Source organism: Aminobacter sp. LjRoot7, assembly GCF_964252895.1.
GTDB classification, from domain to species: domain Bacteria; phylum Pseudomonadota; class Alphaproteobacteria; order Rhizobiales; family Rhizobiaceae; genus Aminobacter; species Aminobacter aminovorans_B.
This window is the reverse complement of the sequence record NZ_CAXUPX020000019.1, coordinates 20,140-40,792: the sequence shown is the minus strand read 5'-3', so window position 1 is coordinate 40,792 and position 20,653 is coordinate 20,140. Positions and strand designations below refer to the sequence as shown.

Genomic DNA, 20,653 nt, shown 5'->3' with positions numbered 1-20,653 from the left:
ATCGCCATGATGAACCTCGCCGAATATCGAAACCGAAATGCCCGCCTCTCGGACTTCTTGCCTTGGGCAGCGCTCGTGCGCGAGGGCGTTGTCCTCAACAAGGACGGCAGTCTCCAGCGCAGCGCCCGTTTCCGCGGCCCGGATCTCGACAGCTCTGTTGCAGCCGAATTGGTCGCCATCTCCAGCCGTCTCAACAACGCTTTCCGGCGCCTTGGCTCGGGTTGGGCAATCTTCGTCGAAGCGCAGCGCCATGCAGCCGCCGCCTACCCGGAAGGCACATTCGCGGACGCCGCTTCCGCCCTGGTCGATGCCGAGCGCAAGGCCGGCTTCGAAGAGACCGGGGCCCACTACGAGTCCAGCTACTTCCTGACTTTCACGTATCTGCCCCCGGCCGAGGACACCGCGCGCGCGGAAAGCTGGCTCTATGAAGGCAAAGCCGAAAGCGGCGTCGATCCGCACGAGATCGTCGTCGGCTTCATAGACCGCACCGACCGTGTGCTGCAACTCGTCGAAGGTTTCATGCCGGATTGCGCATGGCTCGACGATGTCGAGACGCTGTCTTATCTCCATGCCTGTGTTTCGACCGAACGCCATCGAGTGCGCGTTCCAGAGACGCCGATGCATCTCGACGCGTTGCTGGCGGACCGGCCGCTTGCCGGCGGGCTCGAGCCGCGTCTTGGCGACCAACATCTTCGTATTCTCACCATCGTCGGCTTTCCGACCGCGACCACGCCTGGAATCCTCGACGAGCTCAATCGTCTCGCATTCCCCTATCGGTGGTCGACCCGCGCCATCCTCCTCGACAAGGCTGACGCGACGAAGCTGCTGACCAAGATCAGGCGGCAATGGTTCGCCAAGCGCAAGTCGATCGCAGCAATCCTGAAGGAGGTAATGACAAATGAGGCTGCTGCTTTGGTCGACACAGATGCGGCCAACAAGGCTGCCGACGCCGATGTCGCCCTGCAGGAGCTGGGCGCCGACTATGCCGGACAGGCTTATGTCACTGCGACGCTCACCGTCTGGGATGCCGATCCGCGTGTCGCTGACGAAAAGCTGAGGCTCGCCGAAAAGGTCATCCAGGGCCGCGACTTCACATGCACGCCCGAGACCATAAATGCCGTCGACGCCTGGCTAGGTTCGCTGCCCGGTCACGTCTACGCCAATGTGCGGCAACCGCCGCTCTCCACGGTCAATCTAGCCCACATGATCCCGCTTTCTGCTGTGTGGGCAGGACCACAAGAAGATGAGCATTTCGCAGCGCCCCCTCTGCTATTCGGCAAGACCGAAGGCTCAACCCCGTTCCGCTTTTGCCTTCATGTCGGAGATGTCGGTCACACGCTGATCGTAGGCCCGACAGGTGCTGGCAAATCAGTGCTGCTCGCCCTGATGGCGCTGCAGTTCCGCCGCTATCGCCATTCGCAGGTCTTCGCCTTCGATTTCGGCGGCTCGATCCGCGCCGCCACGCTCGCCATGGGCGGCGACTGGCACGATCTTGGTGGCGACCTGACTGGTGATGCTGGCGAGCCGGTACAACTCCAGCCACTCGCGCGCATCCATCACATACCGGAGCGTGCCTGGGCAGCTGACTGGATTGTCTCGATCCTGGTACGTGAAAGCGTCACGATCACGCCAGAAATCAAGGAGCATCTGTGGTCGGCACTGACCTCTCTCGCCAGTGCTCCGGTCCACGAGCGCACACTCACCGGCCTCAACGTCCTGCTCCAGTCGAATGACCTGAAGCAGGCGCTACGCCCCTACTGCGTCGGAGGTCCTTATGGCCGGCTGCTCGACGCAGAGTTCGAGCGGATTGGCGAGACATCTATTCAGGCCTTCGAAACCGAGGGACTGGTCGGTACGGCTGCCGCGCCTGCGGTGCTTTCTTATCTCTTTCACCGCATCGAAGACCGGCTCGACGGCTCGCCTACGCTCATCATCATCGACGAAGGTTGGCTCGCACTCGACGACGATGGCTTCTCCGGCCAGATCCGGGAGTGGCTGAAGACGTTGCGCAAAAAGAACGCCAGCGTCGTCTTCGCCACGCAATCGCTGTCCGACATCGACCGCTCCGCGATCGCGCCCGCTATCATCGAGAGCTGTCAGACCCGGCTCTTGCTGCCGAACGAACGCGCAATCGAACCGCAAATCACCGCAATCTACCGTCGTTTCGGCCTCAACGATCGCCAGATCGAGATCCTGGCGCGCGCCACGCCAAAGCGCGACTACTATTGCCAGTCTCGGCGCGGCAACCGGCTCTTTGAACTCGGCCTTTCCGAAGTCGCTCTCGCCCTTTGCGCCGCATCCTCAAAAACCGACCAAACACTGATTGCGCAGATCCTCGGTGAACATGGCCGCGACGGCTTCCTCGCCGCCTGGCTGCGCACCCGCGGCGTCGATTGGGCGGTCGACCTCATCCCCAACCTCACCAATCTCGCCCCTCAATCTGAGAAGGACCCCACGCCATGAGCACCCAACCTTCGACCCTTCGCGCTGCCTTGATTGCGGCAACGGTTCTTTCTGCGACCGGCGTGCTTTCGCCCGCGTTGACGAGCCCGGCGCATGCCTTCTTCGGTCGGATTGTCTACGATCCGACCAACTACGCACAGAACGTGCTCACCGCTGCCCGCACGCTTGAGCAGATCAACAACCAGATCAAAAGTCTCCAGAATGAAGCGCAGATGCTCATCAACCAGGCGAGGAACCTGGCGAGCCTGCCGTACTCGTCTCTCCAGCAGCTTCAGCAGTCGGTCCAGAAGACGCAGCAGCTTCTCAGCCAGGCGCAGAACATCGCCTTCGACGTGCAGCAGATCGACCAGATGTTCGAACAGAAATACGGCAGCGTGTCCTTGTCGGCCTCCGATCAAGAGCTCGTCGCCAACGCGCGTACACGCTGGAAAAACACCGTGGGCGGCTTGCAGGACGCCATGCGTGTGCAGGCAGGTGCCGTCGAAAACATCGAGACCAATCGCGCAGAGATGTCGGCGCTGATCGGCCAGAGCCAGAATGCGGCCGGTGCACTTCAAGCAACACAAGCCGGTAACCAGCTACTAGCGCTCCAGGCTCAGCAACTCGCCGATCTCACTGCAGTCATCGCTGCCAATGGCCGGGCGCAGGCACTCACCGACGCCGAACGTGCAGCCGCTGCCGAACAGGGCCGCGAGCAGCGCCGCCGCTTCCTGACCCCGGGTTCCGGCTATCAGCCCGGCAATGCCCGCATGTTCAACAATGGCAATTGACAGCCAGAGGAGAGCATCATGGACGGCAAGATGCTGGCGCGCCTCGGCGCTGTCGTGTTCGTCGCCGTCGCCACCACGGCGACTGTGATTGAATTCACCCGGAAGGAAGCAGTGCCTGCGGAGGCGCCGGTGCTGGATCTGCGGCCCGTGGCCGATCCGCTGCATGAGGGGCAGCGTCGGTGCCAGCAGCTTGGGCTGAAGGCGGCTGATGATGCTGGATGCCTGCGCGTTTGGGCAGAAACCCGCGACCGTTTCCTTGGTCGCACGCCCGTGTCTCCTGCCCCGCGAATTCAGGAAGGGCGGTGAAGCATGGGCGGCGCCGGCGTCATCGACAACTTCCTCGGAGTCTTCGCCCGCTACATCGACAGTGGATTTGGCCTCCTGGGTGGAGAAGTCGCCTTCATCGCCACCACACTGATCGTCATTGACGTGACGCTGGCAGCTCTGTTCTGGAGCTGGGGCGCTGACGACGACATCATCGCGCGGCTGGTCAAGAAGACACTGTTTGTCGGCATCTTCGCCTATCTCATCTCCAACTGGAACAATCTCGCAAACATCGTCTTCGACAGTTTCGCGGGCCTCGGCCTCAAGGGCTCCGGTACGGGATTTTCGACGGCGGACCTGATGCGCCCAGGCAAGGTTGCACAAACCGGCCTGGATGCCGCCCGGCCGTTGCTTGAGTCCATCTCCGACCTGATGGGATGGGTCGCCTTCTTTGAGAACTTCATCCAGATCGCCTGCCTGCTCTTCGCATGGGCGCTGGTCATCCTCGCCTTCTTCATTCTGGCAATCCAGCTGTTCGTCACGCTGATCGAGTTCAAGCTGACCACGCTGGCCGGCTTCGTGCTGATCCCCTTCGGGCTGTTCGGCAAGACCGCCTTCATGGCCGAACGTGTACTTGGAAACGTTGTCTCCTCCGGCATCAAAGTACTGGTGCTCGCCGTGATCATCGGTATCGGCTCGACATTGTTCAGCCAGTTCACGCAAGGTTTCGGCGGCCAGACCCCGAGCATCGACGACGCGATGGCTGTCGTGCTCGCTGCCCTGTCACTGCTGGGTCTCGGCATCTTCGGTCCCGGCATCGCGTCGGGGCTTGTCAGCGGTGGGCCCCAGCTTGGCGCCGGAGCGGCGGTGGGCACGGGTCTTGCCGCAGGTGGTATGACGCTTGCCGCTGCTGGTGCTGCTGGTCTTGCGGCGAAGGGCGGCGCTGCCGCCGTCTCCGCTGGCGCGGCAGCCGTCCGTGGCGGTGCGCTTGCTTCTGGCGCGGCGTCATCTGCCTATTCGCTCGCCTCCCTCGGTCAGTCCGGCGCGGCCGGCGGCGCCTCCGGACTAGGGGGCGTTGCACATGCCGCCGGCAATGCAGCGACATCGCCGCTTCGCAGGGCTGCCGCTAGCGTCAAGTCAAGCTTCGCCGACGGCGTCAAGGCCGGCTTCAGCTCGACCGGCGGCTCCTCGACCATGGGCTCGGTCGGAGGCGTCGCTGAAACTGCACCAGCTTCCACAATCCAGGCTTCCAGCGCGCCGCCCAGTTGGGCGCAGCGCATGCGCCGGTCCGGCCACATAGGCCATGCCGTCCAGACAACCGCCCACGCCGTTCGCTCCGGCGACAGCCATGCCTCCGCCTCTTCCGTCAACCTTCAGACAAGTGATCGTTCATGAATCTCTTCAGGCGACCCGCCGCGCATTACGGCAAGACACCTCAACCAGAGACCCCCTATCAAAAGGCCGCGCAGGTCTGGGACGAGCGCATCGGCTCGGCCCGCGTTCAGGCCAAGAACTGGCGCTACATGGCGTTTGGATCGTTGATCCTGTCTGGCGCATTCGCCACGGCACTCGTCTGGCAGTCGACGCGCGGGACCGTCGTGCCCTGGATCGTGCAAGTCGACAATCTCGGTCAGGCGCAAGCTGTCGTACCAGCAAGCGCCGGCTATCGGCCTACCGATCCGCAGATCGCATGGCATCTTGCCCGCTTCATCGAACAGGTCCGCTCGATCCCGGCTGACCCCATCATCGTCCGCCAGAACTGGCTGCGTGCCTATGACTGGACCACGGATCGCGGTGCTGCGGCGCTCAACGACTACGCTCGCACCAATGACCCATTCATCAAGGTCGGCAAGCAACAGATCGCGGTCGAGGTCTCCTCGGTGATCCGCGCCTCGACGAATTCGTTTCGTGTCGCCTGGACGGAGCGCCACTACGAGAGCGGGAAACTCTCCACGACCCAGCGCTGGACTGCAATCCTGACCAACGTGATCCAGCCGCCACGCGATGCCGAAAGGCTCCGCGCCAATCCGCTCGGCATCTACGTCAACGCCATCAACTGGTCACAGGAGATGAGCCAATGAAACGGCCGACGATCCGCCGAAGCGGCAACCTGTCCCTTCGCAAATCCGTAGCTCCAGTCCTTTTGCTTTCCGCCATGCTCGCGGGCTGCGCCACCAGCAAACCGCCTGAGATCAGCTACGACGCCGACGTGCCGCCCCTCCCGGCGATCCCCATGGCTACGGCAGATGTCAAACCGAAGCCTCTCCATATCCCGCCTGCCTGGGCCCCGGCCCGTGGCGGTAACGCCGCCTCGACACCGACAGCACGTGTCGAGAATGCCAATGCCGCCGCGCGCGTCCAGCCACGCCGCGAAGGCTATTACAATGCCATCCAGATCTATCCCTGGAGCGAAGGCGCTCTCTATCAGGTCTATGCCGCGCCCGGGCAGATCACCAACATCGCGCTCGAGCTCGGCGAGACCCTGACCGGTGCAGGCCCGATCGCCGCCGGCGACACCGCTCGCTGGATCATCGGAGACACCGAGAGCGGTAGCGGGATCACCCGGCGTGTCCATGTGTTGGTGAAGCCCACGCGCCCCGACATCTCGACAAACCTCGTCATCACGACCGACCGGCGTACCTACATGATTGAGCTGCGTTCTGGCGAAAAGCCATACATGCCGGCAGTGGCCTGGGCATATCCAAGGCAACCAGCCGGACAGCGCCAGGCCATTTCGACAACACCCCTCATTCCGGCTGTCGCGGCGCGCAACTTTCGATACGGTCTCACAGGCGACAGTCCGCCATGGAAGCCGGTCTCTGTCTATGACGACGGTAGGCGCGTCTTTGTCGAGTTTCCACGCGGCATCGTGCAGGGCGAGATGCCACCGCTCCTGGTCATCGGCCCGGACGGCGAAGCCCAGATAGCAAATAGCCGTATCTACCAACACATCCTGATCGTCGATCGTCTGTTCGGCGCGGCCGAGTTGCGTCTTGGCAGCGGGGATCGACAGCAGACCGTCAGGATCGTGCGCACGGATGGAAGGCCGTCGTCATGAGCGAAAAGGACAATGTCGCTCCGATGCGCCTTCGTGCCGAACCGCCGCGCATCACCCGCCTGTCGTCAAAAGTCATCGTCGGCGTCGGCGTCGTCGCCTCACTCGGCATCGGCGGTGCACTGGTTTATGCGTTTCAGACGCGCGTACCCGGCACCGACGACCAAGAGCTCTACTCGACCGCCAATCGGCAACCCGCGGACGGTCTCGCCGGCCTGCCGCGCGACTATACCGGCCCGATCCTCGGGCCGGCGCTGCCGGGCGATCTCGGCCGGCCGATACTCAACGCCCAAAACAGGGGGCAATCCGTCGTGCCGCCCGCAATCATGGCACCGGCTGTCGACGAGGCGGAACAGCGCCGGCGCGCTGAGGAAGAGGCCGCACGGACGAGCACCGTCTTTTTCCAATCACGGGGAGGATCGGCCGCAACGGTCGGAACGGGAGAAGCGGCGGCGGGCTTTCCGGGCGCTGGCCTGGGAGGCCAGCCTGGCGAGCAGACCGCACAGGACAAGCAACTGGCTTTCCTCAACGCCGCTGCTGACAGACGTACAGTGGCGCGCGACCGCGTCATGTCGCCAGCATCGCCCTTCGTTCTCCAGGCCGGTGCCGTCATCCCGGCAGCCCTCATCACCGGCATCAGGTCCGATCTACCCGGACAGGTCACCGCGCAGGTGACGGAGAACATTTACGACAGCCCAACGGGCCGCGCCCTGCTCGTGCCGCAGGGCACGCGGATCATCGGGCAGTATGACAACAACGTCCAATTCGGCCAGCGCCGCGCGCTCCTTGTCTGGAACCGGCTCATTTTTCCGACTGGCCGCTCTATTGTTCTCGAACGTCAGCCGGGTGCCGATGCGCAAGGCTATGCCGGCCTCGAGGATAGAGTCGATTATCACTGGTGGGATCTAGCCAAAGCCGCTGGTCTCTCCACGTTGCTTGCCGCCGGTGCAGAGTTGGCTATCGACGATGAGAACAGGCTATTGCGCGCAATCCGCGATGGAGCGCAGGACACGATCAACGACGCCGGCCAACAGATCATCCGCAGGCAGCTCAACGTCGCACCGACGCTGACCATCCGGCCGGGTTTCCCGGTGCGCGTCATCGTCACGCGCGACCTCGTGCTCGAGCCCTATGGAGCAACGCAATGACCAAGCTGAAGTTGGGGCCCATCGCCGACGACAAGCCCATCAAGGTAACGTTGGAGCTCCCAGCCTCCCTGCATCGCGATCTCAAGAGCTATGCTGAAATCCTCGGCCGCGAGAGCGGTCAGTCGGCAACCGAGCCCGTCCGTCTGATCGTGCCGATGCTCCAGCGCTTTATCGCGACAGATCGTGGGTTTGCGAAGGCTCGACGGCCCCCTCATCCCAGTCGATAGCGCAGGCGCAGCCTGCTGACGGCTGTTGCAACAGTTTGGCGTCTTTGGGGACGAAACTGTTGATCCTCATGAATTTGCAGATGAATAGGGCACCTCGTCGCGATCAAGGTAGCATGCATCCCGCCGCAAGCGGCCGACCGGTCACTCCCGGAGACGCTGGTTAGCTTTCCTTTTTGCGCGAGATTTCCGCCGCCTGTACGACGTATTCGTTTTCGCTCTTTTCCTGTCGGTCACAATCGCCTTCAGTCGCCCACAAGCCGAAAAATCTAAGGAGGGATTGATGGCACTGGAGAGGGATTTCGCGATCAAGCGGACCATTCGCCGCAAAGAGCTCCGGCAGATTGTGCCGTTAGCTGACAGCACCATCTACGAAATGGAGCAGCGAGGGCAATTCCCCCGCCGCTTCGCCCTCACACCGAGATGCGTGGTCTGGGACCTCGGCGAGGTTCAGACGTGGCTCACAGCCCGCAGAGCCACGCCAATCCAGCGCACACCAGCGCCGGATCTCAACAAACGGCGATCGCGTGTGTCAAAAGAGACGGATTAGGCTCGTTGACATCAAAACGGGGGCGCACGCCTGGTCCCTGTCAACTCGGCATGTGCCATCCGCCTGCCTTGCCGATAAACGCATCCCGCTCCCTGGCTGCTTCGGGTATTTCGATCCCCAAGGCGCCGAGCAAAACCCTGATATTGGACGCAATCAAGTCTGCGAAGCGCTTCTCTTTCTTTTCAAGAGCCTTCAGACGGCTTGCTAGCGCAAACGCAATTTCTCTCGCGTATCGCTGACCCAGGCGCCTCCGTCCCGCCACGTTTTCGATCCCTAACGCTTGGAAAAAGGCGTCAAGGGCTCTCGGCGTAACTTCGTCCAGCGTCTTTGCGTCACCGATGCTGTAAGCCAGTTCGTCAGTCAGGCTGTCGTCCAGTCGCGTGGGCAGGATGTCGTAGCGCGGCGCCAAGCGGACACGGCCACCCGGCTCATGAAGGACAGCGAAATTCTTGGCGTGCCCATCGGCATTACCCACCAGGAGGTCAAATATCGTGGCTTGAATGAAGGCTTCCTTGGCATGGGCAGGGTCAACTGTCTGTTCGAGTATCTTTCGAATGCCGGGAACATCAAAACGACTGCCTTCCTTCCCACGCCGTTCATACTTCATCGATGCGGGCAACCCTAGTGCCTGGGCGAAGTCCTCCTGATGCAGGCGTACGACCCTATTCTGCCGGTCTCGCCTGCGGTCAAAACGGGTCACGAGAAGGGCTTCGATCCCACCAACCGGAAACGCTGTAGCTTCAGCCGTTTCCATGCCCAGCATCCGCGATAGATCCATCGCCTCTGCCTCATAGCGCGCATCACGCTTATGATCCTGATCCGGTACCTTCAGAATGTGTGTCGTTGGCGCGCCCGACCTTGGGTTCGGCTCGGCAAGCCTTCCGTCGGGAAGAAGTGTCAAAGCTATCTTGCTTTGTACGCCAGCTAGCGGAGATGGATCCTCCATTCCGTCTGGCAAACGCCGGCGCTTGTGGAGTGCCTCGACAATCGCGGCGAGACGGTCGGGCGGTATGGGGACGTAGTCCCGTTGGTAGTCGCCTGGAACCTTGACTGGCGGCGATCCCATTGGGAGGACAGAGAGGGCTCCAGCACAGTCCTTTCCGAGATGAAACAGCAGGCCAGCGATGTCGTCTCGGGCAAGCCCCTCGCGCTCCATCACGTCCGTTAGTGCGCCGTCGCGTTCCTGAAGGAGATTGCCGAAGAAGGCCCGCGCGGCAAAATCAGGATAAGGACCTCCGGCGAGCGGTAGAGACAGAGACAAAGGAGTGGCGTCCGGGTTCGCGAGATAACCTCTGTTGTATCCGAAAGCGACCGCACCTCTTTCGTCACGTACGAAGACGCCAACAGGATCGTCAAAGCCATCCAGCCTTACATCAAGGGCAAGAAGATCCACGTCCGTTACCTCTGCCGAGCAAGGAGCGATATGCCGGCTGCGCGCACGACCTTCAGCACTTTGCCAAGTTCGAGCGTTGGCTTGCCGTTTTCCAGCTCGGACAGGAATCTACGGCCGACGCCTGCTAGGTCAGCGAAGCTCTGCTGCGACAGATGGCGGGTTTCGCGAGCGCGCCTCACCAGCAGTCCGAGATCTGAAGGAGAGACGATCTCCAACTCGTCCACTTCCTCGCCACGATTGGCCCGCGACACGATCGTCTTATCGCTTCCCGTCTCTCTGTTCTGCTGTTGAGACGACTCCTCAATCGGATGCGGCAGAGAGATCCGTACACCTTGCGACATGTCTGGAAGCTGAAGGTTGATCTTTGGAACCGGTTCGGAGGCCCCCCCCAACAGGGTATCGGCGCCCTCAAACTGCAAGAGCGCCTTGGCGAGATCTGTTGCGTTAAGTTTGAGGCCATAGTCCGATGGCAACAATCCCTCACCGAGGTTTGTGAGTGCATCTTTGGGAACGGTGAAACCAGCAATGTGTTTCGCCAGATCTTGAGTTGACTCAGGAAACGGGCGTGGCAGCGTGGCCTGAACGGGTTCCAGCAGATCCGGGATTCGGAGGTCGATTTTGGGCGGCAGGGCTGGCAAATGCTTGTCAAAGTCGCTGGCAATCCCGAATTGCGAAATTGCCTTGACGAGATCTGTCGCGCTTAAAAATGGCGCGTTGATATCGGCAATGCGCTTCGCCAGGCCTTGAGAGCCAACCTGCCCAGCAAGCTTCGCAAGGTCCGTAGCGCTTTTGTCGCCCAGAGCGGATAGAGGTTTCTTACTAGCCATGCATTTGCTCCCGATCGGGAACATAGCGACATCTCATCAGTGTTTCAAGGGCACCTGCTCCCGATCGGTATCACTCGAAGATACCTGCTCCCGAAAGGGATCACATCGGCAAAAGGCACCCGCCCGGAGCCATTCTGCTACCGATCGGGAGCAGAATGGCCGACAACCACAAGCTCAAAGAGATGGATCAGGCTCAAAAATCGGCATCGAGGGCGGAACAAGAACGGGCATGTGCCGCCGACCTTCGAGCCAAGCATCCACCATGTCCGACCATTCCTGCATCATATGGCGGCGCTGCAGCTCATACTCGGCCTTGTTGTAGACGCCTCGTGAAGAACGCCCGTCCTCATGCGCGAGGCATTTTTCAATCCAATCGCTATTGAATCCCAGTTCATTGAGTAGCGTCGATCCCGTCCGCCTCAGATCGTGCACGGTGAAAGGCTCAAGAGGCAGACCGTCATTCTTCGCTCGCTCGACGACCAGGTAGGTGACCCGGTTAAAGGTGGCCCGCGACATTGGCGCGTCAGCATCGTAGCGTGATGGCAGGACATAACGCGAGTTGCCGGCGCAGGTCTTCAGCGCAATGAAGATGTCGAGCATCTGACGCGACAGGTACACATTGTGCGCCTTGGCTCGCTTCATGCGCTCCTTCGGGATCGACCAGACAGCGTTCCCGAAATCGACCTCATCCCAAGTCGCATCCTGAAGTTCGCTCTTTCGAACCATGGTCAACAAAAAGAGCTTCATTCCCAGCCGAATGGTCGGAAGGGTTGCGATCTTCTCCAGCGTCTTCAACATCACTCGGATCTCGGCCGGAGACAGCGAACGATCGCGTGGCACGAAATGGGCGATTGAAGCGGGGCCAACATCGTCCGCGGGGTTGGAAACCTTCTCCCCGTGCAGGATGGCGAAGCCGTAAATCTGTTTCAGGATATCTCGAACGTGGATTGCGGTCGCCGGCGCCCCACGCCCGACAATCTTTGCGCAATGCGCACGCAGATCGTCGGGCGTGATTTCGGTGAGCAGGCGGTTTCGCCAGATCGGCAACAGATCACGCTCCAAGATTGAGCGGCGCATCGCGCGTGTGCTCTCCGCCATAGGCGCGCCCTCCAGCCACTTCGCGCCGAACTCGCCGAAGCTCTTCGCTTCCTTTAGGCGCCGTTTGTCTCGCTGCTTTTCCAGCGCTGGAGAACGCCCCTCGCGAACCGCCCGCCGGGCATCGAGACAAAGCTCGCGCGCTTTCACAAGAGAGATTCCATCCCGGCCGTACTTGCCGAGGTAGATCGTCTCGCGCCGACCATTGATCCTGTAATCCAGGCCGAACGAGACTGCACCACTTGGCATGACGCGAACGTACATGCCGTCGCGGTCCGCCACTTTGTACGCTTTGTCTTTTGGCCTCAATGACTTAAGAGCAACGTCCGTCAACATGCGCCCATTTCCTCCAGAAAGTACCGTCAGGGGTATTTCAGAGGTTCGCGGCGAATAAACTCATTTTAATTCAATGAGTTATGCGCCAAAAAGTACCGTCACGACCCTCAGTTCCTGTGACGGTACTTTCGAAAATCTGGGAGCGCAATATGGGGGAGGTCCGTCAGAACGCACGACAGGCCCGTCTGCTGCCTGCCGATTGTTCTCGACAGGCAGAAACAGATTTTATATTTTATTTCAATCAGTTAGATCGCACCGTGGCGTATTTTTGGATACGCCCGGATGGGCCTAAATCATTCCCACTCGATCGTGCCCGGCGGCTTCGAGGTGACGTCATAGACGACACGGTTGATGCCGCGGACTTCGTTGATGATGCGGGTGGCGGCCTGGCCGAGGAAGTTCATGTCGTAGTGGTAAAAGTCGGCGGTCATGCCGTCGACCGAGGTCACAGCGCGCAGCGCGCAGACGAACTCGTAGGTGCGGCCGTCGCCCATGACGCCGACGGTCTGGACCGGTAGCAGCACGGCGAAAGCCTGCCAGATGGCGTCGTAGAGGCCAGCCTTGCGGATCTCGTCGAGATAGATCGCATCGGCCTCGCGCAGGATCTCGAGCTTCTCGCGGGTGATGCCGCCGGGGCAGCGGATGGCAAGGCCCGGTCCCGGGAACGGATGGCGGCCGATGAAGCTGTCGGGCAAGCCGAGCTCCTTGCCGAGCACGCGGACCTCGTCCTTGAACAGCTCGCGCAGCGGCTCGACCAGCTTCATGTTCATGCGGTCGGGCAGACCGCCGACATTGTGGTGCGACTTGATGGTAACCGAGGGGCCGCCGGTGAAGGAGACGCTCTCGATGACGTCTGGATAGAGCGTGCCCTGGGCGAGAAAATCGGCGCCGCCGAGCTTCTTGGCCTCTTCCTCGAAGACCTCGATGAACAGGCGGCCGATGGTCTTGCGCTTCTTTTCCGGGTCGGACTCGCCTTCGAGCGCCGAAATGAAGCGCTCGGAGGCGTCGACGAGGATCAGCGGCAGGTTGTAGTGCTCGCGGAACATGGCGACGACGTCGGCCGCCTCGTTCTTGCGCATCAGGCCGTGGTCGACGAGGATGCAAGTCAGTTGGTCGCCGACAGCCTCGTGGATCAGCAGAGCCGCGACGGACGAGTCGACGCCGCCCGAAAGGGCGCAGATGACCTTCTTGTCGCCGACCTGCTTACGGATCGCCTCGACGGCATGCGCGCGATAGGCGTGCATGGTCCAGTCGCTCTCGATGCCGGCGATCTTGTGGACGAAGTTGCGCAGGAGCTTGGCGCCATCGGGCGTGTGCACGACTTCGGGGTGGAACTGCACGGCGTAGAAGTTGCGGCTCTCGTCGGCGATTGCCGCGAAGGGGGCGCCATTCGAGGTACCGATGACACGGAAGCCCTCGGGGATTTCGGTGACCCGGTCGCCGTGGCTCATCCACACCTGGTGGCGGGTGCCCTTGGCCCAGACGCCCTCGAACAGCGGGCTGTCGTCCTGAATCTCGAGAAAAGCGCGGCCGAACTCACGGTGATGGCCAGCCTCGACCTTGCCGCCGAGCTGGGCGCACATGGTCTGCTCGCCATAGCAGATGCCGAGCACCGGGATGCCGGCTGAAAAGACGGCTTCAGGCGCACGCGGGCTGCCAATGTCGACGGTGGAATGCGGGCTGCCCGAGAGGATCACCGCCTTGGGGTTGATCCGCTTGAAGGCCTCTGCGGCCGACTGGAAGGGCACGATCTCGGAATAGACCCCGGCCTCTCGCACGCGACGCGCAATGAGCTGCGTCACCTGGCTGCCGAAGTCGATGATGAGGACGGTTTCGGGGTGCTCGGAGTTCTTCATGGCGGGCGTTTAAAGAAAGAATCACGTCTGTGCAATGGTCTCGATTGCATGGGTGACAAGTGCGCTGTGCAATGCCAGACCCAGCCCGGCCAGCCTATGACCGGGCTCGCGGTTCAGCGAGAGCGCGCAACGCCGCCATCAGGACGTCGTATGCACCCTCGCCCAGATGCGCCCGGTAGCGCGTCTCGATGTCGAGCTTGATGCGGTCGCCGTCGTTGAGTGCGGCGCGCCCCTTTGGCGTATAGAGCACCAGCTTGCCGCGCTTGTCCTCCGGATCCGGCGCGCGCTCGATAACGCCTTCCTCCTCCAGCCCGTCGAGTAGCTGCTGCACCGCCTGCTTGGAGATGCCGGCGCGTTCGATGAGCGCTGCCTGCTTTGTGCCGCGGCGCGGAATGTGGCCGAGCAGGCCGGCGCGGCTTTCGCTGAACCAGCCGTGACCGGCCGTGCGCATCGCCTCGGCGAATTCGGCCTGCCAGGCGCGGCTCGCCTGCCACAGGCGCCAGCCGACATGGTCGGGCAGCGGCCTCGCTGTATTTTCGTCAAGTTGCTTGACCATTTTTCCAATCACGCATATCGTCAAGATACTTGACCAACCAGATATCGGAAGGAACCGACGATGGCAATTCTCGATCAGGCCGCCCTGAAGGTGCTGATTGCAGGCACGACGCATGTGCTCGACCGCAATGGCAAGGAGGCCTACGTCTATTTCGAGACCGGCGATGTCGCACACATGCTTCTCGACGACGGCGAAGCACGACAAGGCAAATGGGCGCTCGCCGAGGGCGGCTATGTCGTCGACTGGGACAATGGCGTGACTGGGCGTTGGGCGCTCGACCACGAGGCCGGCGAAATCACCTATGTGAACAGGGACCGCGACGTCAAAGTGAGGCTTGCGGCCATCCTGTTCGGCAACGCCAAGGACTTGCCACGCGCTGCCTAGAGTGCTTCCGCTTTTCTTCGAAACGCGGAATCCCTCTGGCTTCTTGTCTACGCAATTCCGGACGGAAAACCGCTGCGCACTTTTCCTGGAATTGCTCTAGAGCCTGAGCTCGCCGCTCTGGATGGCGCGGCCGAGCAAGTTGACGGCATGCGCCAGCTTCTCGTCGACGACATGGAGATATTCGGTCCAGTCGTCGACATGGCTGATGTCGGCGGCACCGTCGGAGATGCCGCGCAGGCCGATCAACGGCACGCCGAAGAGCTGGCAGGCACGCAGCACGGCGAAGGTCTCCATGTCGACCATGTCCTCGGGGATCGCATCGTAGGCGCTGCCCGAAATGATGGTGCCACCGGTGGAGAGGCTGGCCTCCCCGACACCGGGAATGCGCAGCGGCAAGGCCAAAGTCGCCGGCAGGTCGAGGAAGGGCGTCGTGCCTTTTTCGAAGCCGAGCGCCGAGGCATCCATGTCGCGATAGGCAACCGAGACGGCCTGGTAGACCTCGGTCTGCTCCAGCCTGCGGCTGCCGGCCGAGCCAAGACAGACGACGAGATCGGGCAGCCCGTTGCAGGCCACGAGCCGCGACAGTTCGGCGCCGACAACGACGCCTGACTCGACCGGGCCGACGCCGGTCATCAGCGGTTCGAACAGCTTGCGCAGATGCGGGCCGTATTCGGCATCGACGGCCATGACGAACAGCACGTTGCGGCCGGCGAACTGGGTGATCGGCATGGTTCAGCCCTCGATGCCGTCGCGGCCGGCAATGGCCATCATCGTTCCGGTCATGGTGGCGATCAGCTTGGCCTCGCCGTCGACCGTAATGGCATAGGCCTGGCCGTCGGCGACGACGATGGTGCGGCCCGGCTTGGTAACGGAGCCACGAAACAGGAAGCGCTCGCCCTTGCCGGGCGCCAGCAGGTTGACCTTGAACTCGATGGTCAGCACGCTCGAATTTTCGGGCATCAGCGAAAAGGCGGCATAACCGCAGGCGGAATCCAGCGCCGTCGAAATCACGCCGGCATGCAGGAAGCCATGCTGCTGGGTCAGTTCACCGGAATAAGGCATCTCGATCTCGACGATGCCCGGCGTGACCAGCGTCAACTCGGCACCGATGGTGCGCATCGCGCTCTGGCGCGCGAAGGACGACCTGACGCGCTCGTCATAGTCGGCCGCTGGTACGATCTTGGCTGCCATATCGGATGTCCTCTTGGCTTCGCTTATCGCAAAGCCGGCAAAAGCTGGCAATCGGAAATGCTGCAGTGCAAAACTGAAATCAGTTGAGCCACCACAGCGAAGCGTTGAGCAAGGTGGCGAAGGCGACCCAGGCGGCATAAGGCGCAAACAACCAGGCAGCGACACGGTCCGATTTCGCCGCAGTCGCCATGAAGCCGAGGATGGCGGCAAGCAGGGCCAGGATGACCAACAGCGCTAGGCCCATCTGCTGCAGCCCGAAGAAGGTCGGCGACCACAAGAAATTGAGCACCAGCTGGGTGACCCACAGGCGCATGGCGACGCCATGCGGTTCGCGCGACCAGATGCGCCAGCCGGCGATCGCGATCAGCACATAAAGCACCGACCAGACCGGGCCGAAGATCCAGTTTGGCGGATTGAAGAACGGCTTGGCGAGCCCGGAATACCATTCGCCCGGCAGCGTCAGAAGGCCGATGAGCAAGCCGCCACCGAGCACAACGACGATAAAACCGAGCAAGGCGACGTATCTGTTCATGCGACCTCCAGCAACTGCGCACCCGAGGCGCAGAACGCCAGAGGCCGGAACTGGTTGCACAGTTCGCTCCGCCACAAGGCAGAGCGACGTGCCACGCAGGATCAGGCGGCCTTGCGCATGGCGGCGAAATAGAAGCCGTCGGTGCCGCTGCGAGCCGGGGTCAAGGACAGGCCTTGCGCGCCGAAGCGCACGGCGTCGGCGCGATCAGGGAAATGCTGCGACCAAAGTGCCTTGTGGTCGACTGCCGAAAATCGCTTGTCCCGATCGAGGAAGGCTGCGACCTGGTCGGCGTTCTCCTCGTCGAAGACCGAACAGGTGATGTAGACGACGAGCCCGCCCGGCTTCACATAGGCGCTGGCGGCGTCGAGAATGGCCGATTGCTCGGCCTTGCGCACGTCGAGCTGACGCTGTGTCAGCCGCCATTTGGCGTCGGGCCGGCGGCGCCAGGTGCCGCTGCCGGTGCAGGGCGCGTCGATCAGCACGAGGTCCATGTGACCGGTCAGGCCCGAGAGCTCTGACGGCTTGGACACGACCTGGACATTGCGGTTGTCGGAGCGGCGCAGCCGGTCGAACATCGGCGCAAGCCGCGACTTCTCCGAATCGTGGGCGAAGATCTGGCCGCGGTTTTCCATTGCGGCCGACAAGGCCAGCGTCTTGCCACCGGCACCGGCGCAGTAGTCGAGTACCTGCATGCCGGGCACAGCACCTGCCAGTTCGGCCGCCAGCTGCGAGCCCTCGTCCTGGATCTCGAACCAACCCTTCTGGAAGGCCGGCTCGGCCTGGACGTTGGGGTGGCGGCCGCTGCCGTCGATGGGGGGAATACGAACGCCATGCGGGGCAAGTGCGGTGGGTGCCGCCTGGGTGCCTTCGAGTTCGGCGATGACGCGGGCGCGGTCGGCCTTCAGCGTGTTGGCGCGGATGTCGAGCGGCGGACGCGCGGCAAGGGCAGCGCCCTCGGCGACCCACTCCTCGCCAAAGGCCCTTTCGAGCAGCGGTGCGCACCAGTCGGGGCAATCGGCGCGAACGGCATCGGGCGCCTCGTCGAGCTTGTGGCTGGCGATCGTCGCGAGTTCGGCCGCACTCAGCGGCTCGGGCGCAAACTTGTCGCCGTCGAGCGTCTGGTTGAGCGCTTCCGCGGACTGGTCCCATTCGAGCAGCAGGGCGCCAAAGCCCAGCGCGCGCGAGGTCTCGTCGCCGACAAGCCAGCCGGCCGAACGCTTGCGGCGCAAGGCGTCGTAGACGATGTTGCCGATCGCGGCGCGGTCGCCGGCGCCGGCGAAGCGATGGGAAAGGCCCCAATCCTTCAGTGCATCCGCGGCGGGCCTGTGCCGCCTCTCGATATCGTCGAGAACTTCAATGGCCGCAGCCAGTCGTCCGCCAAGTCGCATATTCGGTTTTCCGCTTTCGGTTGACCCGTATCAGGTCTAGCTAAACAGCAGCGGCGGAATGCACAAGCGCCGGCCTGCCTAGTCAGGGCAAAAACTTCCCGCAAAGACAGGCAGCACAAAATGAAACAGGCGCGGATCGCTCCGCGCCTGCCTCGTTCGGCCGGGTTCGCCTGCTTATACGAAGCGGTCGGCGTTCATCACCTTGTTCCAGGCTGCGACGAAATCCTTGGAGAACTTCGCGCCGGCGTCGGCCGAACCATAGACCTCGGCCAGCGCACGCAATTGCGAGTGCGAGCCGAACAACAGATCGACGCGGGTGCCATACCACTTCACTTCCTGCGTGCTCCTGTCGCGGCCCTCGAACACGTCCTTGGCATCCGACGTTGCCTTCCACTCCGTGCCCATGTCGAGCAGGTTGACGAAGAAGTCGTTGGAAAGCGCTCCGGGACGCGTGGTGAAGACGCCATGGGCCGAGTCGCCGACATTGGCACCAAGCACGCGCAGGCCGCCGACAAGCACGGTCAGCTCAGGCGCGGTCAGCTTCAGCAGCTGGGCACGGTCGACGAGGTTCTCCTCGGCGCTCAGGCGCTGACGGCCGCTCGTGTAGTTGCGGAAGCCATCGGCGCTGGGTTCGAGCGGGGCGAAGGAATCGACGTCGGTCTGCTCCTGCGAGGCGTCCATGCGGCCTGGGGTGAAGGCCACCTTGACGTCGTTGCCGGCATCCTTGGCGGCCTTCTCGATCGCCGCAGCACCGCCGAGAACGATCAGGTCGGCCAGCGACACCCTCTTGTTGCCCGACTGCGATGCGTTGAACTCGCTCTGGATCGCCACGAGCTTTTCCAGCACCGAAGCCAGCTGCGCCGGCTGGTTGACGGCCCAGTCCTTCTGCGGGGCAAGGCGGATGCGCGCACCGTTGGCGCCGCCGCGCATGTCCGAACCACGGAAGGTCGAGGCCGAGGCCCAGGCGGTCGAAACCAGCTGCGACACAGTCAGGCCCGAGCCGAGGACTTTGGCCTTGAGGGCCGCGATATCGGCATCGTCGACGAGCACGTGGTCGACGGCGGGGATCGGATCCTGCCAGATCAGCTCTTCCTTCGGCACCAGCGGGCCGCGGTAGCGGGCAAGCGGGCCCATGTCGCGGTGGGTCAGCTTGAACCAGGCGCGGGCGAAGGCGTCGGCGAACTGGTCCGGGTTTTCCAGGAAGCGGCGCGAGATCTTCTCGTATTCCGGATCGAAGCGCAGCGACAGGTCGGTGGTCAGCATCGCCGGGGCGTGGCGCTTGGACTTGTCATGCGCATCCGGGACGGTGCCGGCACCCATATTGTGCTTGGGCGTCCACTGGTGTGCGCCGGCCGGGCTCTTGGTCAGTTCCCACTCGTAGCCGAACAGGTTCCAGAAGAAATTGTTCGTCCATTTGGTTGGCGTCGTGGTCCAGGTCACTTCGAGGCCGGAACCGATGGCGTCGCCGCCCTTGCCGGTGCCGAAGCTGTTGTGCCAGCCGAGGCCCTGCTGCTCGATGTCGGCGGCTTCAGGCTCCTTGCCGACATTGGCGGCGTCGCCGGCGCCATGGGTCTTGCCGAAGGTGTGGCCGCCGGCGATCAGGGCGACGGTTTCCTCGTCATTCATCGCCATGCGGGCGAAGGTGTCGCGGATGTCGCGGGCAGCCGCCAGCGGATCGGGATTGCCGTTCGGGCCTTCCGGGTTGACGTAGATCAGGCCCATCTGCACGGCGGCCAGCGGTCCTTCGAGCTCGCGGTCGCCGCTGTAGCGCTCATCGGCCAGCCACTTGCCTTCCTTGCCCCAGAAGATGTCCTGCTCGGGCTCCCAGACATCAGCGCGGCCACCGGCGAAACCGAAGGTCTTGAAGCCCATCGATTCCAACGCGACGTTGCCGGTCAGGATCATCAGGTCGGCCCAGGAGATCTTGCGGCCATACTTCTGCTTGATCGGCCACAGCAGGCGGCGGGCCTTGTCGAGGTTGACGTTGTCAGGCCAGCTGTTGAGCGGGGCAAAACGCTGCTGGCCAGCACCCGCGCCGCCGCGGCCGTCGCCGATACGGTAGGTGCCGGCGCTGTGCCAGGCCATGCGGATGAAGAGTGGGCCGTAGTGACCGAAGTCGGCCGGCCACCAGTCCTGCGAATCCGTCATCAGGGCGGTCAGGTCCTTGATCACGGCATCAAGGTCGAGGCTCTCGAATTCCTTGGCATAGTCGAAGGCTTCGCCCATCGGGTCGGACAGGCTGGAGTGCTGATGCAGCACCGAGAGGTCCAGCATGTTCGGCCACCAGTCGCGATTGCCGGTGCCGGTGGGCTTGTGGGCGACAGGGCACTTGCCCGCGCTCGTCTCAGTCTTGGTATCCATGTCGATCTCTCTCTGAACGTCTTTGCGTGGTTGGGTTTGCGGCCTGTCGGGCAGCCTGCGATCGAGGCTACGCCAGGCCAGAAGCGGTCAGGCCGATGCGGCCATTGCGGGGTCGGGCACAGGTACCCCCAGCGTTCTTGAAGATCGTCAATCGCGTCATGGCTTGCGCCCTCCCTCTGGATAGAACTTGCTAGACCTTTTTAGGCGCGAAACTGAATACTGTATACCGCCTTCATTGGAATAGTTCCAGTCTAGGATGC

The 20,653-nt window shown here is 62.6% G+C and carries 20 protein-coding genes; 10 read left to right on the top strand and 10 right to left on the bottom strand.

The window, feature by feature from the left end:
- The first annotated feature begins 6 nt into the window (after positions 1 to 6).
- The 9 genes from trbE to ACSQ3E_RS29645 all read left to right on the top strand — a co-directional run bounded on the left by trbE (position 7) and on the right by ACSQ3E_RS29645 (position 8,474).
- Positions 7 to 2,463, top strand: coding sequence for a conjugal transfer protein TrbE (trbE, locus tag ACSQ3E_RS29685; RefSeq protein ID WP_436125389.1), 2,457 nt, complete (start codon positions 7 to 9; stop codon positions 2,461 to 2,463).
- Positions 2,460 to 3,233, top strand: coding sequence for a P-type conjugative transfer protein TrbJ (gene trbJ, locus ACSQ3E_RS29680; protein WP_436125388.1), 774 nt, complete (start codon positions 2,460 to 2,462; stop codon positions 3,231 to 3,233). Before trbE ends, trbJ begins: the two co-directional genes overlap by 4 nt.
- An 18-nt stretch (positions 3,234 to 3,251) precedes the next feature.
- A complete protein-coding gene (trbK-alt, locus tag ACSQ3E_RS29675) occupies positions 3,252 to 3,539 on the top strand; it encodes a putative entry exclusion protein TrbK-alt (RefSeq protein WP_436125387.1) in 288 nt (95 codons plus the stop codon).
- A gap of 3 nt (positions 3,540 to 3,542) precedes the next feature.
- Positions 3,543 to 4,892: a P-type conjugative transfer protein TrbL gene (gene trbL / locus ACSQ3E_RS29670; protein ID WP_436125386.1), complete on the top strand. Its 1,350-nt coding sequence runs from the start codon at positions 3,543 to 3,545 to the stop codon at positions 4,890 to 4,892.
- Entirely contained in the window at positions 4,889 to 5,578 is a 690-nt protein-coding gene (gene trbF / locus ACSQ3E_RS29665; protein ID WP_436125385.1) for a conjugal transfer protein TrbF, read from the top strand. The genes trbL and trbF overlap by 4 nt, the downstream gene beginning before the upstream one ends.
- The gene (gene trbG, locus ACSQ3E_RS29660) at positions 5,575 to 6,555 is read left to right on the top strand and encodes a P-type conjugative transfer protein TrbG (protein WP_436125384.1); all 981 of its coding nucleotides are present in this window, start codon (positions 5,575 to 5,577) and stop codon (positions 6,553 to 6,555) included. Before trbF ends, trbG begins: the two co-directional genes overlap by 4 nt.
- Positions 6,552 to 7,700, top strand: coding sequence for a TrbI/VirB10 family protein (locus ACSQ3E_RS29655; RefSeq protein WP_436125383.1), 1,149 nt, complete (start codon positions 6,552 to 6,554; stop codon positions 7,698 to 7,700). Before trbG ends, ACSQ3E_RS29655 begins: the two co-directional genes overlap by 4 nt.
- Entirely contained in the window at positions 7,697 to 7,927 is a 231-nt protein-coding gene (locus ACSQ3E_RS29650; protein ID WP_267322404.1) for a DUF2274 domain-containing protein, read from the top strand. The genes ACSQ3E_RS29655 and ACSQ3E_RS29650 overlap by 4 nt, the downstream gene beginning before the upstream one ends.
- Positions 7,928 to 8,207: 280 nt before the next feature.
- Positions 8,208 to 8,474, top strand: coding sequence for a helix-turn-helix transcriptional regulator (locus tag ACSQ3E_RS29645; RefSeq protein ID WP_267322405.1), 267 nt, complete (start codon positions 8,208 to 8,210; stop codon positions 8,472 to 8,474).
- 40 nt (positions 8,475 to 8,514) lie between these two features.
- Here ACSQ3E_RS29645 and ACSQ3E_RS29640 read toward each other — a convergent pair whose 3' ends face one another.
- The 5 genes from ACSQ3E_RS29640 to ACSQ3E_RS29620 form a co-directional block, all read right to left on the bottom strand.
- Positions 8,515 to 9,867: a HipA domain-containing protein gene (locus ACSQ3E_RS29640; RefSeq protein ID WP_267322406.1), complete on the bottom strand. Its 1,353-nt coding sequence runs from the start codon at positions 9,865 to 9,867 to the stop codon at positions 8,515 to 8,517.
- A gap of 5 nt (positions 9,868 to 9,872) precedes the next feature.
- The gene (locus ACSQ3E_RS29635; protein WP_267322407.1) at positions 9,873 to 10,694 is read right to left on the bottom strand and encodes a helix-turn-helix transcriptional regulator; all 822 of its coding nucleotides are present in this window, start codon (positions 10,692 to 10,694) and stop codon (positions 9,873 to 9,875) included.
- 174 nt (positions 10,695 to 10,868) lie between these two features.
- Complete coding sequence (locus ACSQ3E_RS29630) at positions 10,869 to 12,125, bottom strand: tyrosine-type recombinase/integrase (RefSeq protein WP_267322408.1); 1,257 nt, start codon at positions 12,123 to 12,125, stop codon at positions 10,869 to 10,871.
- A 293-nt stretch (positions 12,126 to 12,418) separates the two neighbouring features.
- Positions 12,419 to 13,981 carry a glutamine-hydrolyzing GMP synthase gene (guaA, locus tag ACSQ3E_RS29625; RefSeq protein ID WP_436125382.1) on the bottom strand — a complete coding sequence of 521 codons (1,563 nt, stop codon included), beginning with the start codon at positions 13,979 to 13,981 and terminating at the stop codon, positions 12,419 to 12,421.
- A 94-nt stretch (positions 13,982 to 14,075) separates the two neighbouring features.
- The gene (locus tag ACSQ3E_RS29620; RefSeq protein ID WP_436125381.1) at positions 14,076 to 14,537 is read right to left on the bottom strand and encodes a MarR family winged helix-turn-helix transcriptional regulator; all 462 of its coding nucleotides are present in this window, start codon (positions 14,535 to 14,537) and stop codon (positions 14,076 to 14,078) included.
- 60 nt (positions 14,538 to 14,597) lie between these two features.
- Between ACSQ3E_RS29620 and ACSQ3E_RS29615 the strand changes: the two genes are divergently transcribed.
- Positions 14,598 to 14,921, top strand: coding sequence for a hypothetical protein (locus ACSQ3E_RS29615; protein ID WP_436125380.1), 324 nt, complete (start codon positions 14,598 to 14,600; stop codon positions 14,919 to 14,921).
- Positions 14,922 to 15,017: 96 nt separating this feature from the next.
- Here ACSQ3E_RS29615 and ACSQ3E_RS29610 read toward each other — a convergent pair whose 3' ends face one another.
- From ACSQ3E_RS29610 to katG, 5 genes are all read right to left on the bottom strand, one after another.
- Positions 15,018 to 15,650, bottom strand: coding sequence for a 5'-methylthioadenosine/S-adenosylhomocysteine nucleosidase (locus ACSQ3E_RS29610; RefSeq protein WP_436125379.1), 633 nt, complete (start codon positions 15,648 to 15,650; stop codon positions 15,018 to 15,020).
- A 3-nt stretch (positions 15,651 to 15,653) separates the two neighbouring features.
- Positions 15,654 to 16,112: a PaaI family thioesterase gene (locus ACSQ3E_RS29605; protein ID WP_310327657.1), complete on the bottom strand. Its 459-nt coding sequence runs from the start codon at positions 16,110 to 16,112 to the stop codon at positions 15,654 to 15,656.
- Positions 16,113 to 16,191: 79 nt separating this feature from the next.
- Positions 16,192 to 16,644 carry a TspO/MBR family protein gene (locus ACSQ3E_RS29600; protein WP_436125378.1) on the bottom strand — a complete coding sequence of 151 codons (453 nt, stop codon included), beginning with the start codon at positions 16,642 to 16,644 and terminating at the stop codon, positions 16,192 to 16,194.
- Positions 16,645 to 16,745: 101 nt separating this feature from the next.
- On the bottom strand, positions 16,746 to 18,032 hold the full coding sequence (locus ACSQ3E_RS29595) for an RsmB/NOP family class I SAM-dependent RNA methyltransferase (protein ID WP_436125377.1): 1,287 nt from the start codon (positions 18,030 to 18,032) through the stop codon (positions 16,746 to 16,748).
- 174 nt (positions 18,033 to 18,206) lie between these two features.
- Entirely contained in the window at positions 18,207 to 20,393 is a 2,187-nt protein-coding gene (gene katG / locus ACSQ3E_RS29590; protein ID WP_436125376.1) for a catalase/peroxidase HPI, read from the bottom strand.
- Positions 20,394 to 20,653: the final 260 nt, after the last annotated feature.

What these genes read in the sequence shown, in the direction of transcription:
- ACSQ3E_RS29610 (WP_436125379.1), bottom strand. Translation starts at nt 15,650, where the DNA reads ATGCCGATCACCCAGTTCGCCGGCCGCAACGTGCTGTTCGTCATGGCC.
- ACSQ3E_RS29620 (WP_436125381.1), bottom strand. Translation starts at nt 14,537, where the DNA reads ATGGTCAAGCAACTTGACGAAAATACAGCGAGGCCGCTGCCCGACCAT.
- ACSQ3E_RS29630 (WP_267322408.1), bottom strand. Translation starts at nt 12,125, where the DNA reads ATGTTGACGGACGTTGCTCTTAAGTCATTGAGGCCAAAAGACAAAGCG.
- trbL (WP_436125386.1), top strand. Translation starts at nt 3,543, where the DNA reads ATGGGCGGCGCCGGCGTCATCGACAACTTCCTCGGAGTCTTCGCCCGC.
- trbE (WP_436125389.1), top strand. Translation starts at nt 7, where the DNA reads ATGATGAACCTCGCCGAATATCGAAACCGAAATGCCCGCCTCTCGGAC.
- katG (WP_436125376.1), bottom strand. Translation starts at nt 20,393, where the DNA reads ATGGATACCAAGACTGAGACGAGCGCGGGCAAGTGCCCTGTCGCCCAC.
- ACSQ3E_RS29605 (WP_310327657.1), bottom strand. Translation starts at nt 16,112, where the DNA reads ATGGCAGCCAAGATCGTACCAGCGGCCGACTATGACGAGCGCGTCAGG.
- ACSQ3E_RS29615 (WP_436125380.1), top strand. Translation starts at nt 14,598, where the DNA reads ATGGCAATTCTCGATCAGGCCGCCCTGAAGGTGCTGATTGCAGGCACG.
- ACSQ3E_RS29595 (WP_436125377.1), bottom strand. Translation starts at nt 18,032, where the DNA reads ATGCGACTTGGCGGACGACTGGCTGCGGCCATTGAAGTTCTCGACGAT.
- trbJ (WP_436125388.1), top strand. Translation starts at nt 2,460, where the DNA reads ATGAGCACCCAACCTTCGACCCTTCGCGCTGCCTTGATTGCGGCAACG.
- ACSQ3E_RS29635 (WP_267322407.1), bottom strand. Translation starts at nt 10,694, where the DNA reads ATGGCTAGTAAGAAACCTCTATCCGCTCTGGGCGACAAAAGCGCTACG.
- guaA (WP_436125382.1), bottom strand. Translation starts at nt 13,981, where the DNA reads ATGAAGAACTCCGAGCACCCCGAAACCGTCCTCATCATCGACTTCGGC.
- ACSQ3E_RS29645 (WP_267322405.1), top strand. Translation starts at nt 8,208, where the DNA reads ATGGCACTGGAGAGGGATTTCGCGATCAAGCGGACCATTCGCCGCAAA.
- ACSQ3E_RS29600 (WP_436125378.1), bottom strand. Translation starts at nt 16,644, where the DNA reads ATGAACAGATACGTCGCCTTGCTCGGTTTTATCGTCGTTGTGCTCGGT.
- ACSQ3E_RS29650 (WP_267322404.1), top strand. Translation starts at nt 7,697, where the DNA reads ATGACCAAGCTGAAGTTGGGGCCCATCGCCGACGACAAGCCCATCAAG.
- trbG (WP_436125384.1), top strand. Translation starts at nt 5,575, where the DNA reads ATGAAACGGCCGACGATCCGCCGAAGCGGCAACCTGTCCCTTCGCAAA.
- trbK-alt (WP_436125387.1), top strand. Translation starts at nt 3,252, where the DNA reads ATGGACGGCAAGATGCTGGCGCGCCTCGGCGCTGTCGTGTTCGTCGCC.
- ACSQ3E_RS29655 (WP_436125383.1), top strand. Translation starts at nt 6,552, where the DNA reads ATGAGCGAAAAGGACAATGTCGCTCCGATGCGCCTTCGTGCCGAACCG.
- trbF (WP_436125385.1), top strand. Translation starts at nt 4,889, where the DNA reads ATGAATCTCTTCAGGCGACCCGCCGCGCATTACGGCAAGACACCTCAA.